Genomic DNA, 15,194 nt, shown 5'->3' on the forward strand with positions numbered 1-15,194 from the left:
CGAGCAGTTCGACAGCACGACGCTCCTCCATCCGGGGCAGGAGGCGCTGGTGGACGAAGTCGGCTTTCTCGTGGTCACGGAGGCGTGACGATGGATCGCATCACGCTCGAGGTGATCGGCTCGGCGCTCGCCTCCATCGCCGAGGAGATGGGAACCGCGCTCATCAAGGCGTCGTACTCGAGCAACATCAAGGAGCGCTGGGACTGCTCGACGGCCGTCTTCGACCGCGCGGGCCAGGTCATCGCCCAGGCCGAGCACATCCCGATGCATCTCGGCTCGCTCCTCGGCGTCGTCCAGGAGATCCTGCGCCGCTATCCCCCCGAGCGCCTGGCGCCCGGCGACATCTTCGCGGCCAACGATCCCTACACGGGCGGCGGCACGCATCTCCCCGACATCACCCTGGCCGCGCCCGTGTTCGTGGACGCCGAGCTGTTCGGCTTCGTGGCCAACATCGCCCATCATGCGGACCGGACCGGGGAGCGCATCCGCACCATCTACGACGAAGGGCTCCGCATCCCGCCGATCCGGCTCGTGGAGGGCGGGCGGGTGCGCGAGGACGTGATGGAGCTCGTCCTGGCCAACTTCGCGCTGCCGGCCGAGCGGCAGGGCGACTTCCGGGCCCAGATCGCCGCCAACCGGCTCGGGGACCGGCGGCTCCTCGAGCTGTGCCGGCGCTACGGCCGGACGACCGTGGCGGCCGCCTGCGAGGCGGCCCTGGCCTACGGGGAACGAAAGATCCGGGCGGCCATCGCGAAGCTCCCGTCCGGCACCTATCGCTTCACCGACCACCTGGACGGCGACGGCGTCCGGCCGGGCCCGATCCCGATCGCGGTCGCCATCACCGTGGCCGGCGACCGGATCCACCTCGACTTCGCCGGCACCGGTCCCCAGTGCGCGGGCGACATCAACGTGGTCCGACTCGCGCTCCTGGCCACGGTGTACTACGCCCTGAAGGCGGTCCTCGACCCGACCATTCCCGCCAACGGCGGTTTCTACCGGGCCATCGACGTGGAGGCGCCCGAGGGGAGCATCGTGAATGCCCGGCCGCCGGCCCCGGTGGCCTGGCGGACCCAGACCTGCCAGCGCATCGCCGACGTGATCTTCGGCGCCCTGGCGCCGGTGCTCCCCGAGCGCGTCCCGGCGGCCGGCAACGGCGCCAACAGCGCCTGGGTGTTCTCGGGCGTGAACCCGCGGAGTGGACGGTACTACGTCTACCTGGAGACCCTGGCGGGCGGCGCCGGCGCGACGGCCGAGGCGGATGGGCTCGACGCCGTGCAGGTGCACATCACCAACACCTCGAACCTGCCCGTGGAATGCCTGGAGCTCGAGTATCCCTTGCTGGTGGAGGAGTACGCGCTCGTGGACGGGAGCGGCGGGGTCGGCCGCTTCCGCGGCGGCCTGGGACTCCGCCGTACCATCGAGGTCCTCGGGCACGAGGCGCAGTTCCTCGGCACCCTCGAGCGGGCCGAGATCGCGCCCTGGGGCCTCCAGGGCGGCGGGCCCGGCGGATGCGGCGCGCTCGTGCTGAACCCGGGGACCCCCGGAGAGCGACGACTCCCGTCGAAAGTGTGGGGCCACCCGCTGAAGCCGGGCGACCGGGTCACCATCGTCACGCCGGGCGCCGGCGGCTACGGGGCGGCCCCCTGAGCCGAGGCCGTCAGCCGATCGAGGGCCGCCGCGGTCTCGGTGGCAAGCCGCGCGACCAGATCGGCCGCCGACTGGCGGCGGGCCAGGCGGACCCCCTGACCTGCCCAGAGCGACAGAAACTCCGCCCGGCCCAGCCTGGCGGCCGCGCTCCGGAGCGGGCGCGTCAGCGCGTTCTGGAGTGGGAACGGGAGAATCGCCTCGCCCGCGTCGGCACGCTCGACTTCCGTCATGAAGCGGTTGACGATCCCCCGCGCCGGGCGCCCCGAGAACGCCCGGGTCAGGCGTGTCTCGTGCTCCCGCGCCGTGAGGATCGCCTGCTTGTATGCCTCGGGGATGCCCGCCTCCTCGCAGGTCAGAAAGGCCGTGCCCATCTGCACGGCGCTCGCGCCGAGGGCCAGCGCCGCGGCGATGCCCCGGCCGTCCATGATGCCGCCGGACGCGACCACCGGCGCCCTCACGGCGTCGACCATCTGCGGCACCAGCGCCACCGTGCCGACCATCGCCCCGTGGAAGTCGGCCGCGAACGTGGCCCGGTGCCCGCCCGCCTCGCTCCCCTGGGCCACGACGGCATCCACCCCCGCCTTCTCGAGCGCGACGGCTTCCTCGACGGTCGTCGCGGTGCCCATCAGGAACATGCCGCGCGCCTTGATGGCCGTGATCGCGCTCGCCGGCAGGACGCCGAAGGTGAAGCTGAAGACGCTGGCCTCGCTCTCGAGCGCCGCCGCCAGCTGGTCCTCGAACGGATCAGCCGGCAGCGTCGGGAGCGTGGGGGGCGGGAGATCGAGCTCCGCGTGGTAGGGGGCCAGGCGTGCCAGCGCCAGGCGAGCGTCCATCGGCCCACCAGGCGCGGGGGGCAGCGCGAAGAGACTGATCCCGAAAGGTCGAGCCGTCCGGGCCCGCACCGCCCGGGAGGCCGCCGTGATCTGCGGCGGCGTCAGATAGGCGGCGCCGATGAACCCGAGGGCGCCCGCCTCGCCGACGGCGGCCACGAGCTCCGGCGTGTCCCCGCCGCCGGCCAGCGGCGCCTGGATGATGGGATGGCTCAACCCCAACCGCCGCGTGAGGACCGTCTGGAGCGGCATGCGCGACCTCCTTTCAGTATCGGGGCTCGAAGTCGGCGAACGCCGCTTCGAGCCGCCACTGGAGCCGGGCCCGCTCGCTCCCGGCCAGGAACGCCCGGCAGCCGATCGAGACGCTCGCCGCACCCGGCCGGTCTGACGCACACGCCGCGACCGGCACGAAGACATCCGAGGTCTCCCACAGGCTGTCGCCGGGAAGGAAGCTGTGCTCCAGGCTGTTCCGGGCGCTCTGCTTGAGATCCCCGTAGCCGAGACCGTGCTCCCGGGCGGCGCGGAAGTACTCCTGCGTCAGGTCCGAGCGGTTCACGCCCTCGTCATCCGTGGCCAGGGCGACGGGGACGCCGGAGCGGAGGTACATCGCCAGCGGATGCATCGGGCCCTGCACGCCGAGAATCCCGGCGTTGCTGGTCAGCGCGATCTCCACCAGCACGCGGCGCCGGGCCATCTCCCGGAGCAGTCCCTCGGGATCGCGCTCGTACATGACGGCCACCCCGTGGCCGATGCGCCGGGCGTGGCCCCGCTCGACGGCGAGGCGAACGTGGCAGCACAAACCCTCCGGCGGCACCAGGCCAGGCGCCAGCTCACCGGCGTGGAGGCTCACGTTGACCGTGGGGTCGAGTCGATGGAGATGATCCAGCATCGTCATGTGGAGCTCGTAGTCGCGCATGGCGAGGTACCCGTCCTCCGGCTGGACGAGGTTCAGCCCCACGACCCGGCGCTCGGCCCGGGTGAGCTCGAAGCCGAGGACGATCTGGGCGAACACGCGTTCGGGCGGGGAATTGCGCAGGACCTGATACAGATAGCGCACCTCGACGTCACAGCCGGGGTCGGCCGCCGGCGTCTCGCAGCGGAGGCGGGCGCGGGCCGTCGCCTCGGTCTGATCCAGGGTGCGCCGGGCGACCGCGATCGCCTGCCCGAGGCCGCCGGCCAGGAGCCGCTCCCGGAACCGCCCGAGGTCGGCGTCCCAGCCGAGTGCGGTGCCGAGGTCGGCCGCGGCGCTCCCGTCGGCGGTGAGCATCAGCTCGAGATACAGCTCGCGCTGGGCGGCCGCCCGCGCCATCACCTCGGCCAGCATCTCGCCCGTGCGACCGCGTGTCGCGGGCCCGAACTTGGCGAAGGTCTCGAAGAAGTGGTCGTGCCCTGAGCGCGGGCCGGGCACGAAGTTGCGCATCGACCACTGATCGATCAGGAGCGCACGGAGGGCGTCCCCGCCAGGCGTCAGCGCGAAGGTGACCGGGGGACGGTCCTGGGCCGCGTCGCACGGCCCCGCCGAAAGCGCCGCGCTGCGGCGATCGGCGCACAGGCCCGCCTCGGCCGCCCAGCCGATCAAGGTCTCCGCGTAGACGGCGCCCGAGAGGTGATTGTGGAGGTCGCCCCCCTTGGGCATCTGGCGCAGAAACACGAGCTGCATGAGCGGCTCGGCGCGGATCGATTCGAAGTAGTCGGCCGTCCGCTGCTCGGCCGCGTCGTCACCGGCCGCCACCCCCGCCAGCGCGGAAAGGATGAGCGCCAGGCCGAGCGTGATCGGGCGCGCGAGATGTGTCATGCCCCCTCCCTTCCCGCGGTGTCGGGCAGGCCGGCCAAGAGCCGCGCCAGCAGCTCGCCAGGCCGGTCGATGTGGACGAAGTGGCCCGCCCCCTCGAGCGCCTCCACGGAGCAGCCGGCCGCCTCGAGGCGGCGGACGTCCGCGTCGCTCACGTACCGGGAGCGGCTTCCCCGGATGCAGGCGACCTCGTACGACCGGGGGCCCTCGACGGCCGGCCACAGGTCTTCGGTGTTGGTGCGCCGGCTCAGCTCGGCCAGCGCGACGCGGTCGATTCGCCAGCGGTAGCTCGCGCCCTCGCGCGTCACGTTCAGGAGCAGCCATTCGACGATGTCGTCGGGCACCCCCCGGCGGCGGAGGTGGACCCGGAACACGTCGCGGCTCGGAGCGGTGGCGGGGGCGCTGGCCAGGGCCTCGACGAGCCGCGTGGTCTCGCCGTCGCGCTCGACGACGGGCGAGGGGGTGATGTCGAGGAGCGTCACGCGGGCCACCCCGGCCGGCTCCAGGAGGCCGGCCCGCAGCGCCACGCGGCCGCCGAGCGAGTGACCCACGATCGGGAGCGGGGTGGCCAGACCGAGAGCCCGGGCCGTGCCGAGGACATCGCCGGCCAGGGTGGCGAGATCGGCGCCCGGGGGAAGCGGCGGCGAGGCGCCGTGGCCCGTCAGGTCGAAGGCGAAGACGGAGTAGGCCGGGGCCCGCTCGGCCAGCTGGCGCGCGAGCGTGGCCAGGTTCCGGGCCGCGCCCAGGAATCCGTGGAGGAGCACCAGCGGCCGCGCTCCCTGGCCGGCGCGGAGATACGCGAGTGGGGCCGCCGGCGCGTGCTCGGTCAACCGGCCCGGTGCCGCCCACACATGACGATTCAGCGCTCGACGGGGACGAGGCGCCCGCGCGCCGTGGCGAGGAGACGCCCGGTCCCCACTATCACCGGGCTGGCCCGCGGCCGTCGAGCCGCTCGATGGTGGTCGTCGACGGTGGCCGGCGGCGCTGGAGCAGCCGGGCGGTCGCCTCGGCCCCTCGGAAGGCCCGCAGGAGGTTCCCGCTGGCGAGCTTGGCCAGCTCCGCGTCGCGCCAGCCGCGGCGGATCAGCTCGGCGAAGAGCCGCGGATAGCCCGAGGTGTCCTCCAGGCCTACCGGCCACTCCTCGTTCCCGTCGTAGTCCCCGCCGATGCCCACGTGGTTCACCCCGGCCAGCCGGCGGGCGTGATCGACGTGGTCGGCCACCTGGGCGATGGTCGCCTTGGGGAGCGGGTGGTCGGCGAAGTAGGCGCGCTCGATCCGCCGCCGCTCGGCGCGGTCGGCGACGCCCTCCGTCCGCTTCTTCACCTCCACCATGCCGGCCGCGTACGCCCGGGCGGCATCAGGCGAGACGAAGGGGCCGACGAAGGTGATCATGACGACGCCCCCGTTCGACCCGAGCCGGGACAGGATCGCGTCGGGGACGTTGCGGGGCACGTCGGTGAGGGCCCGGCACGAGGAATGGGAGAAGATGACCGGCGCCTCCGAGACACGGAGGGCGTGATCCATGACCGCCGGTGAGACGTGGGCGAGATCCACCAGCATCCCCAGGCGATTCATCTCCCGGATGACTTCCTCGCCAAAGGCGGTGAGGCCTCCGTGCCGGGAGGCGTCGCTGGCCGCGTCGGCCCAATCGTGGGTGACGTTGTGGGTGAGGGTCATGTACCGTACGCCCAGGTCATAGTAGGCGCGCAGGGCGCCGAGCGAGTTCTCGATGGCGTGCCCGCCCTCGACCCCGAGGAGCGACGCGACCCGTCGGCGCCGGAATGCCTGCAGGATGTCGGCCGTCCCCAGACAGAGCGCCAGACGCTCGGGGTAGCGCGCGATCACGCGACGGGCGATGTCGATCTGCTCGAGCTGGAGGCGCGCGAAACCCTCGGCCTTGGCGTCTCCGGGAATGTAGACCGACCAGAACTGCCCTCCCACCCCACCGGCGCGCAGACGCGCGAGGTCGGTGTCGCCCGGGGAGCGCTTCCGGAGGTCGTAGGCCTCCACGTCACGGGGCGCCGTGGCATGGTTCCGGATCGCCCAGGCGAGATCGTTGTGGCCATCGATGATGGGGTGCTGCGCGAGGAGTCGCCGCGCGCGCCGGAGCACGCCACCCTCGGGCGGATGGCCGCTGACCGCGCGCCTCACCGCTTGGCGAGCCAGACGCGCCGGAGCCGCATCCGCCCGTCGGGGATCCCGTCCCGCCAGAGACCGCGCCCGTACCGTCCGCATTCACGTGCTCCTTCCGAGAGACTCGAGGTCGACGATGGCCGCTCCAGAGATACGCCGCCGCGGGAGGCATCGTCAAGCGACTCCTTGATACGGGGCTACCTTGACGCCGCGCCTGTTTGGGTAGATTCTCGGGCGCGGCGAGCGACTGGAATGGCACCCCACCGGACTGCGAGCCCGGAGCCAGGGCGACCAGGAGCGGGGGTTGCCCGTGGAGCAAGGAAGCACGGGGTCTCCCACAGTCCATGTGCCGCGAGAACGGCCTCGTCAACTCGTCAAGAACGCCGCGAGGATGATTGGATAGATTGCCCGGTCGTTTTACGCCGAGAAGGGGGCGGGAATCGGCCCATATAAGATACTCAGATTTGTATCATTTGGCCCCTAGCTTGTGGTTCAATGGTTCACCGTCAACGTTACTTCAGCGCGTCGGGCAACCAGCGTCTGGGCGAGGGCCGCGAGCCCCTCGGAAGCAAAAAGGGGAATCGACATGAAGACAATCACGTTGGCGCTCAGCGTATTGGCCGCAGTGGCCGTGTGCCTGGCGTGTAGCTCGATCGCCGACGCGCAGGCGACGCGAACCTGGGTCTCGGGCGTGGGCGACGATGCCAATCCTTGCAGCCGTACGGCTCCCTGCAAGACATTCGCTGGCGCGCTCTCGAAGACGGCAGCGCGCGGTGAGATCTCGGTGCTGGACCCCGGCGGGTTTGGGGGCGTGACGATCACCAAATCCATTACCCTCAACGGCGACGGATCGCTGGCCGGCATCCTCGTGGCCGGCACGAACGGGATCGTCATCAATGCGGGCGCGAACGATGTCGTAATCATCCGGAGCATTTCCATCACCGGAGTGGGCACCGGCTTGAGCGGCATTCGAATCGTGTCCGCGAGGCACGTGCACGTCGAAAACTGCACCATTCACAACTTTGCAAACTTCGGCATCGAGGGAGTGAACGGCACCAACCCGCTCGGACTCTCAGTCTTCAACACGACGGTCACATCCACCAACGTTGGGATAAGGCGATCGGCTCTCGCCGGCAACACCGCCTCGATCCGGAATGTCCGGGTTCATAGATCTGCTTTTGGTATCGACATACTGGGTGGAAAGGCCGCAGTGAGTGATTCGGTCGTCAGCCACCAGACCAACATCGGCGTCGTTGCTGAAGGGACCTCGGTATTGAACATCGCCGGTACCGTGGTCAGCGGCAACGCCACCGGCGTGAACGCCTTTACCTCCGGCTCGACCATCAACCTCGCCAACAACGATATCTTCAGCAACAACACAGGCGTGCTCGTCGCCGCCGGCGGGACTTGCAACCGGTTCCAGAACAACCGAATCTTCGGCAACTCACTGGCGAACATCACCGGGACGTGTAACGTCCAGAGCGACCAGTAGCACTCTGATGTCCGCGGTCCCTGGGGCTCGAGGACCGGCTCGACTTCTGCGAAGGGGCCTTCATGTCTTCTTCTATGAAGCGGCTGGCACCGCCTCTTCTGACATTTGCTTCAGCTGTCGACCCGACAGACGGGTCGGGAAAGAGGCTCTCGGATGAACACAGCCCGGTTCCCGGCGTTCCTCGTGACGTTGCTGCTCTCAGGTATCCTGCCTCTCGACGTGCCCGCGCAAGCGAGCGGTGACTCCTCGGCGACGGGATACGTGACCGTCGCCCGTGAGGATGGGTCGCTGACCGTGTCCTTCAGCGCGGTAGGCCGCGCGGATGCCGTGGCCGGTCAGATCGACATCCACGATTCTTCGCCTCTCCCGGATCAAGACGTCGATGGGACCGGGGACTCCGCACTGGCTGGGTCGCCACATGGTGTGGCACTGCAGGCCGAGGTCAATTGTCTGGCGGTGGACGGTGACACGGCGATCGTGGGCGGCGAGGTGACGCGCTCGAACCTCGCGCGATATCTCGGAAAGCAGGTGCTGCTGTTCGTCGAGGACAGCGTAAAGTCGCAAGGGAGATTCACCTGGGGATTCTACGAGCCACAAAAGCATGTCTTCTGTGGCACCTTTCCCTGGGCCGCCTACACACCAGAGAGGACCGCGGGAGGTAGTCTCCAGGTACAGCGATAGCGGAGGCGCGGCCCACGCGACGAGACGCCTTGTTGCGAATCAGACGGAACTGCACAACACCCCAAGGACCGCAGATTTCCGCAGGCTAACACGCCTTCCGAGGCGCCCGGCTCCGTTCTCGTATCGCCTGGTCTGTCGTCGAGTTGGGCTAAGCGAGCCCCGAGGCTTCCTTGCCTACCCGCGCCTCGCCGTTCCGTCGATCCGCCGGCTGCGCCCGGACTCGGCCTTGGTCTTGGTCTTCCTGCCGCCACCCCCGCCTGGGCGGCCCCCGCCGTTTCCGGCCCCGCCGACGGCGTCCGCCCCCAGACCCTACAAATCGTCGAGCGACTCCTTGACCCTTCGCCACCGACGGGCTAGCCTGGGCGACACATGATGGCATCCCGACGCGACGACGGCGCCTGGAGTCTCGGCCCCACCGGTGAGTGGCGGCCCGAACAGCGGCCGGTGGCCCTCGGCCTCCGCGGGATGGTCGCGTCCGCCCATCCCGTGGCGGCGGCCGTGGGCCTGACCATCCTCCAGCGCGGCGGCAACGCCTTCGACGCCACGGTGGCGGTGGCTGCCGCCGAGGGCGTTCTCCTGCCGATGATGTGCGGACTCGGCGGCGACGCCTTCGCCGTGCTGTACGACGCGCGGCGGCGTGACCTGGTCGGGCTCAACGGCAGCGGCGTGGCGGCGGCGGGTGCCACCCGCGAGTACTACGTGAGTCACGGCTTCCGGACGATGCCACTGGACGGGGTCCACTCGGTCGGGGTTCCGGGCGCGGTCAGCGTGTACGAGGCTCTCTGGAAGCGCTACGGCACCTTGCCCTGGGCCGAGCTGTGGGCGCCGGCGATCCGACTGGCCGAGGAGGGAGTCGCCATCACCGAGCACGTCAGCCACCGGATTGCCGAGCGCGCCGACCTGCTGGCCCGGTATCCGGCGTCCGCCCGCGTCTTCCTTCCCGGTGGGCAGCCGCCGGCGGCGGGCGCGCGCTGGGCAGCCCCCGAGCTCGCCCGCAGCCTGCGCCTGGTCGCCCAGGGTGGCGCCGACGTGTTCTACCGTGGCGAGCTGGCCTCCCGCCTGCGGGCTTTCCTCGGGCGCGAAGGGGCTCTGTTCGCACCCGAGGACTTCGCCGGCCAGGAAGCCCAGGTCTACCCGCCCATCGCCACCGACTACCGCGGCGTGACCGTGTACGAGACTGCGCCCCCCTCGCAGGGATTCCTGCTCCTCGAGCAGCTCAACATCCTGGAGGGTTTCGACCTCGCCGCCCTCGCGCCGCTCGGCGCCGATCGGATCCATCTCCTGGTCGAGGCGAAGAAGCTCGCCTTCGCCGACCGGAATCGCCACGCCGGCGACCCGGCCGTCGTCCGCTGGCCCCTCGCGCAGCTCATCTCGAAGGCCCACGCCGCCCAGCGTCGCCGCGCGATCGACCCGCGCCGGGCCGGCGCCCCCGAGGGAGCGCTGGTCCCCGAATACAGCGCCGACACGAGTTACTTCGCCGTCGCCGACGGTGATGGCAACGCCGTCTCGTTCATTCACAGCCTGTCCGCCTCGTTCGGCTCCGGGGTGCTCGCCGGCGACACCGGGATCATGCTCAACAACCGGGCCGGCCGAGGCTTCTCCCTGGAAGACGGCCACCCGAACGTCCTGGCCCCGGGCAAGCGGACGATGCACACGCTCAACGCGTACCTGATCTGCCGCGATGGCCGGCCCTGGCTCGTCGGCGGGACCCCGGGCGGCGACCAGCAGACCCAGTGGAGCGTCCAGGCGATCACGAATGTCCTCGATCACGGCATGTCCCTGCAGGCCGCGGTCGAGGCGCCCCGCTGGTTCAGTTTCCCCGGCACCGATCCCGCGAACCTGGACAAGGCCATGGTGCTCCGCGCGGAGCAGCGTGTGCCGGAGGCGACGCGTCAGGAGCTCGAGGCCCGCGGCCACGTCGTCGAGACCTTCGGCCCCTGGAGCGGCGGCGGCGCCGCGCAGCTGATCCAGATCGATCAGGCGAGTGGGCTCATCAGGGGCGCGAGCGACCCGCGGGCGGGCGGCCTCGCGCTTGGCTTCTGATCCCGGCCCCGCCCCCGCCACGCTTGTCGAGCCTCCGGTCCTGGGCTTCGTCCGTCACCATGGAGCGCGACGCCGCGATCCTCTTCTGGCTATTCGTGGGGTGCCACGCCCTGGTGTGGATCGTCGTCCCGACCCTCGCCGTTCCGACGGTGCACCGCGAGGTGATCGAGACGATCAACTGGGGGAAGTACTTCCGGTGGAGCTACTGGCAGCATCCTCCGTTGCAGACCTGGTTCATCGAGGTCTTCCTCCGGGTGTTCGGCCGAGGCTCGGTGGGGGTCTATCTGGCCAGTCAGGTCAGCCTGTCCGTGTGCTTCTGGGCGGTTTGGCGATTCGCGCGGGACGTGCTCAGCCCCGGCCACGCTCTGCTCAGCGTCCTCGTGCTCGAGGGCATCCTCTACTACAACTACAACACCCCGAAGTTCAATCACGACGGGCTCCAGCTCCCGCTGTGGGCCCTGACCGTCCTCACGGTCTGGCGCGCGCTGACGCGCGGCGGCTCTGGACGCTGGGGGCTGGCCGGCTTCGTCGCGGGGCTCGGCGTGCTGAGCAAGTACACGATCCTCGTCTTGCTCGGGCCGCTGGGGCTGCTCGTGCTCGTCCATCCGCACGTGCGCCGCCACCTGGCCACACCCGGCCCCTATCTGGCCCTCGTCGCCTTCGTCCTCACCGTGACGCCGCACGTGCGCGAGCTCATCGACATCGACTTCTCCACGATCGCGTTCTTCCTGGCCCGCGCCGAGCGGCGGGGCTGGTTCGCACACCTCGACCATCCCCTGCGATTCGCCGTCTCGCTCGCCTTCGTTCTGGCTCCAGTCGGGTTACTGGTCGCCGCTCTCGGCCCGGGCTCGCGGGGCGAGCGGGACGAGCCCGCCCCGAACGGCTTCACGCGCGCCTTTCTGTTCACGGTCGCCCTGGCGCCGGTGCTGCTGGTCCTGCTCTTCTCCGTGATCACCGGGCGCAAGCTCTACGCCGGCTGGAGCACCCCGTTCTGGTCGTTCACCGGGGTCTGGCTGCTCTACCACCGGCGGCCGGCGCTGACCGAGCGGGTGATCCGCCGGTTCGGCTACGCCGTCCTCGGACTCGCCATCTTCTGGGCGGTCGTGTTCGCCGGGCAGTTCCTCCTCGGCCCGGCGCTCACGGGCAAGCGGAATCCCGAGCTCTTCCCGGCCCGGGCCATCGCCGGTCACGTGACGCAGGAATGGCGCCGGCGGTACGGGACGCCGCTCCCGGTGGCGGCGGGACACAAATGGTTCGTCGAGAACGTCGGCTACTACTCACCGGACCGCCCCGACGTGTACGACCTCGACGACCCCGATCCGGCCAAATACCTGGGGACCAGCGACGTCGACTTCAACCGCCGGGGCGGCGTCATCGTGTGGGACGCGAGCGTCGAGGGGGACCGGATGCCGGGCGCCTGGCGCGCGCGCTTCCCGGATTCCCAGCCTCAGCCGGCGATCGCGTTCCCCTGGCTGACGTGGGCGCGGGTCCCTCCGGTGCGCCTCGGCTGGGCGGTCCTGGCGGGGGCGCCGCGCGCCGACGGAAAGTAGAGGCATGCCATGAAGGTCACCGCCATCGAGAGCTTCGTCCTGCGTATCCCGACCTCGAAGCCGATCGCGCTCGACTTCCCGGAGCACCGGCTCGTGGTGGCGGAGATCCGGACCGACGAGGGCCTCGTCGGGCTCGGCTACAGCCTGGCCTTCGGCGGCGGCGGGGCCGAGGCGATCCAGGTCTATCTGGAGACCCGGCTCAAGCCGCTCCTGCTCGGCGAGGACCCGCTCTTCGTCGAGCGGCTCTGGGGGCGGATGTACCGCGCCGACCGAGGCATCAAGCGGCAGGGCGTGGCGGCCTACGCCCTGAGCGCGCTGGACATCGGCCTCTGGGACCTGGTCGGCAAGGCCGCCCACCTCCCCCTCTACAAGCTGTGGGGGGCCGCCACCGACCGGATCCCGGCCTACGGGAGCGGCGGCTGGCCGAGCTACTCGGTGGAGGACCTCGTCGGCGAGGCCCGACGCTACGTCGCGCTGGGGTGCCGCTACTACAAGCTGAAGATCCATCACCCGGATCCGCGCGTGAACCGGCAGCGGGTCGAGGCCGTCCGCCAGGCCGTGGGCGACGACGTCGGGCTGATGGTCGACGTGAACCAGCGGCTGGACGTCCTCGGCAACATCCGGCAGGCCCGGCTGCTGGAGGATCTCGACCTCGTCTGGTACGAGGAGCCGGTGCTGGCCGACGACCTGGCGGCCTGCGCCGAGGTGGCCCGCGCCATCGGGATCCCGGTGGCGACCGGCGAGAACAACTACACGCGGTTCGAGTTCCGGGAGCTCTGCGAGCGGCGAGCCGCCCGCTATCTCATGCCCGACGTCTGCCGGGCGAACGGGTTCAGCGAGACGCTCCGCATCGGACACCTGGCGGCGGCCCACCAGGTCCGCGTGTCGCCCCATGTGGTCCACGAGCTTTCGCTCCACGTCGCGGGGGCGCTCCCGAACGGCTTCCTCGTCGAGTTCATCGACTGGACCCCGCCCGACCTCTTCGTCGAGATGCCGCGGTGCGAGGATGGGCACTTCCGGATCCCGGACCGGCCCGGCCACGGGATGGCCCTGGCCCCCGACGCCGCCCGCAAGTACCGCCTGCGGTAGAAAGGGACACAGGCCGATGCGACCCACCCTGCTCGCCTCGATCGTCGCCGTGCTGATCAGCGCCTCGGGCGCGTCCGCCGCCCCGCCGGAGCCGAAGAGCGAGGAGCAGAAGATGCTCTACGCCCTCGGCCTCGCGCTGAGCCAGAGCCTGGCCCCGTTCGCCCTGAGCGAAGCCGAGCTCGAGCTGGTCAAGACCGGGCTCACCGACGGCGCCCTCGGCAAGGAGCGGAAGGTGGACCTCTCGGCCTACGGGCCGAAGATCCAGGAATTCCAGCGAACGCGGGTGGCAGCGGCGGCCGCCGTCGAGCGCAAGGCGGGGCAGGCCTTCCTCGACAAGGCGGCGGCCGAGAAGGGCGCCACCCGGACCGCGTCGGGCCTCGTCGTCACCACGCTCAAGCCCGGCGCCGGCCCATCGCCCAAAGCCACCGACACGGTGAAGGTCCATTACCACGGGACGCTGATCGATGGCTCGGTCTTCGACAGCTCCCGGGAGCGCGGCCAGCCGGCGACGTTCCCGCTCGGCAACGTGATCCGCTGCTGGACCGAGGGTGTGCAGCTCATGAAGGCGGGGGGCAAGAGCCGGCTGGTGTGCCCCCCGGACCTCGCCTACGGAGACCGCGGCGCCCCGCCCAAGATCAAGCCCGGCGCCACCCTCGTGTTCGAGGTCGAGCTTCTCGAGATCGTGAAGTAGCCCGAGCCGAGCGCCCGATGGACCAGGGGCCCGCCCCGGAGGATCGGCGAAGGAGCTGGTCGGCGGTCGGGGCGGGCTTCACGGTGCTCTTCGTCTGCACGGGAGTCAACTTCTCCTTCGGCATCCTCTTCAAGCCGATCCTCGCCGAGTTCGGCTGGGACCGATCCACCCTGGCGCTGGCGGCGACGGCCAGCCTCGCCGTCAACGCGCTCGGCCAGCCCGTCATCGGCTCCCTGATCGACCGGGTCGGGCCTCGCCGGGTCATCCTCCCGGCCATGGCGTTGATGGCGCTCGGGACGGCCCTGGTGAGCCTCGCCCAGCGGCCGTGGCAGCTGATCTTCCTCTACGGCGCGGTGGCGGCCGTCGGCTACACCGGCGCCGGTATTCTCCCGATCTCGGTGCACATCACCCGCTGGTTCCCGGCGGAGCGAGGCTTCGTGATGGCGCTCGGGGCCTGCGGGTTCTCGCTCGGCCACCTGGTGTTCACCCAGGTGGCGGCCTACGCCGCCGCCGCCGTCGGCTGGCGCCGGACCTATACCGTGCTGGCCGGGATCCTGGGCGTCTTCTGGGCGATCATCGCCGCCTGGCTCCGCGACGCGCCGGGTCCGCCGGCGCGGCGAGAGTCGTCTTCAGGGCCGGCGCCGGAGGGCGCTCGATCCCTCGACCGCCGGGCCGCGCTGGGCACGGCCGGGTTCTGGTGCATGACGGTCGGGCTCATGGGCTGCGGCTTCACCGACTTCCTCCTCACGACCCACCTGGCGCCCTTCGCCACCGACCTCGGCCTGTCGCCGGCGGTCGCGGCCAACGCCGTGAGCCTGTGGGCAGCGGCCAACATCGCCGGCATCCTGGTCGCCGGGACCCTGGCCACTCGGATCGGGTCGCGCGGGGCCCTGGTCGCGACCTACCTGGTGCGAGCCTCGGCGCTCTTCCTCCTCACCCGGGTGCGCGACACCGAGGGACTCTACCTCTTCGCCGTCCTCTTCGGCGCGACGTTCTTCACGACGGCGCCCTTGAGCGCCACCCTGGTCGGGCAGCTGTTCGGCCCCGGCCACCAGGGGATGATCTTCGGAGCCGCCAACCTCTTTCATCACCTGGCCGGCGCGCTCGGAGCCTATGCCGGCGGCCTCGCCTTCGACCTGACGCGGAGCTACCGGGCGATCTTCCTGGCCAGCGGAATCCTGGTCATGGCGTCGGCGGCCGTCACGGCGCTGGCCCGGCCCCCGGGCGGCCGGCGGCCGTGAAGGGG

At 71.0% G+C, this 15,194-nt stretch carries 12 protein-coding genes; 8 read left to right on the forward strand and 4 right to left on the reverse strand.

The genetic code is table 11. The annotated features are described in order from the left end of the window. The first annotated feature begins 90 nt into the window (after positions 1-90). Positions 91-1,647: a hydantoinase B/oxoprolinase family protein gene (locus VGW35_23895; GenBank protein ID HEV8310718.1), complete on the forward strand. Its 1,557-nt coding sequence runs from the start codon at positions 91-93 to the stop codon at positions 1,645-1,647. On the opposite strand, the gene VGW35_23900 is transcribed toward VGW35_23895, so the two are convergent. The 4 genes from VGW35_23900 to VGW35_23915 all read right to left on the reverse strand — a co-directional run bounded on the left by VGW35_23900 (position 1,629) and on the right by VGW35_23915 (position 6,381). Beyond that, on the reverse strand, positions 1,629-2,729 hold the full coding sequence (locus VGW35_23900) for a nitronate monooxygenase (protein ID HEV8310719.1): 1,101 nt from the start codon (positions 2,727-2,729) through the stop codon (positions 1,629-1,631). The genes VGW35_23895 and VGW35_23900 overlap by 19 nt on opposite strands. A gap of 13 nt (positions 2,730-2,742) precedes the next feature. Continuing rightward, positions 2,743-4,272, reverse strand: coding sequence for an adenosine deaminase (locus VGW35_23905; protein HEV8310720.1), 1,530 nt, complete (start codon positions 4,270-4,272; stop codon positions 2,743-2,745). Then, positions 4,269-5,120, reverse strand: a complete 852-nt coding sequence (locus VGW35_23910) for an alpha/beta fold hydrolase (GenBank protein HEV8310721.1) — start codon at positions 5,118-5,120, stop codon at positions 4,269-4,271. Before VGW35_23910 ends, VGW35_23905 begins: the two co-directional genes overlap by 4 nt. Positions 5,121-5,190: 70 nt before the next feature. Next, complete coding sequence (locus tag VGW35_23915; GenBank protein HEV8310722.1) at positions 5,191-6,381, reverse strand: dipeptidase; 1,191 nt, start codon at positions 6,379-6,381, stop codon at positions 5,191-5,193. A 607-nt stretch (positions 6,382-6,988) separates the two neighbouring features. On the opposite strand from VGW35_23915, the gene VGW35_23920 reads away from it, so the two are divergent. The 7 genes from VGW35_23920 to VGW35_23950 all read left to right on the forward strand — a co-directional run bounded on the left by VGW35_23920 (position 6,989) and on the right by VGW35_23950 (position 15,189). Continuing rightward, the gene (locus VGW35_23920) at positions 6,989-7,894 is read left to right on the forward strand and encodes a right-handed parallel beta-helix repeat-containing protein (GenBank protein HEV8310723.1); all 906 of its coding nucleotides are present in this window, start codon (positions 6,989-6,991) and stop codon (positions 7,892-7,894) included. Between the two features lie 153 nt (positions 7,895-8,047). After that, positions 8,048-8,575 (forward strand): hypothetical protein, encoded by a 528-nt coding sequence (locus VGW35_23925; GenBank protein HEV8310724.1) that lies wholly within the window; start codon positions 8,048-8,050, stop codon positions 8,573-8,575. 369 nt (positions 8,576-8,944) lie between these two features. Further along, a complete protein-coding gene (gene ggt / locus VGW35_23930) occupies positions 8,945-10,618 on the forward strand; it encodes a gamma-glutamyltransferase (GenBank protein HEV8310725.1) in 1,674 nt (557 codons plus the stop codon). Between the two features lie 59 nt (positions 10,619-10,677). Next, the gene (locus VGW35_23935; protein HEV8310726.1) at positions 10,678-12,168 is read left to right on the forward strand and encodes a glycosyltransferase family 39 protein; all 1,491 of its coding nucleotides are present in this window, start codon (positions 10,678-10,680) and stop codon (positions 12,166-12,168) included. 9 nt (positions 12,169-12,177) lie between these two features. Continuing rightward, on the forward strand, positions 12,178-13,257 hold the full coding sequence (locus tag VGW35_23940; GenBank protein ID HEV8310727.1) for a mandelate racemase/muconate lactonizing enzyme family protein: 1,080 nt from the start codon (positions 12,178-12,180) through the stop codon (positions 13,255-13,257). 16 nt (positions 13,258-13,273) lie between these two features. Further along, entirely contained in the window at positions 13,274-13,948 is a 675-nt protein-coding gene (locus VGW35_23945; GenBank protein ID HEV8310728.1) for an FKBP-type peptidyl-prolyl cis-trans isomerase, read from the forward strand. A 17-nt stretch (positions 13,949-13,965) separates the two neighbouring features. Continuing rightward, positions 13,966-15,189 (forward strand): MFS transporter, encoded by a 1,224-nt coding sequence (locus VGW35_23950; GenBank protein HEV8310729.1) that lies wholly within the window; start codon positions 13,966-13,968, stop codon positions 15,187-15,189. Positions 15,190-15,194: the final 5 nt, after the last annotated feature.

It is taken from the genome of Candidatus Methylomirabilota bacterium, assembly GCA_036005065.1.
Lineage (GTDB): Bacteria > Methylomirabilota > Methylomirabilia > Rokubacteriales > DASRDR01 > DASYQW01.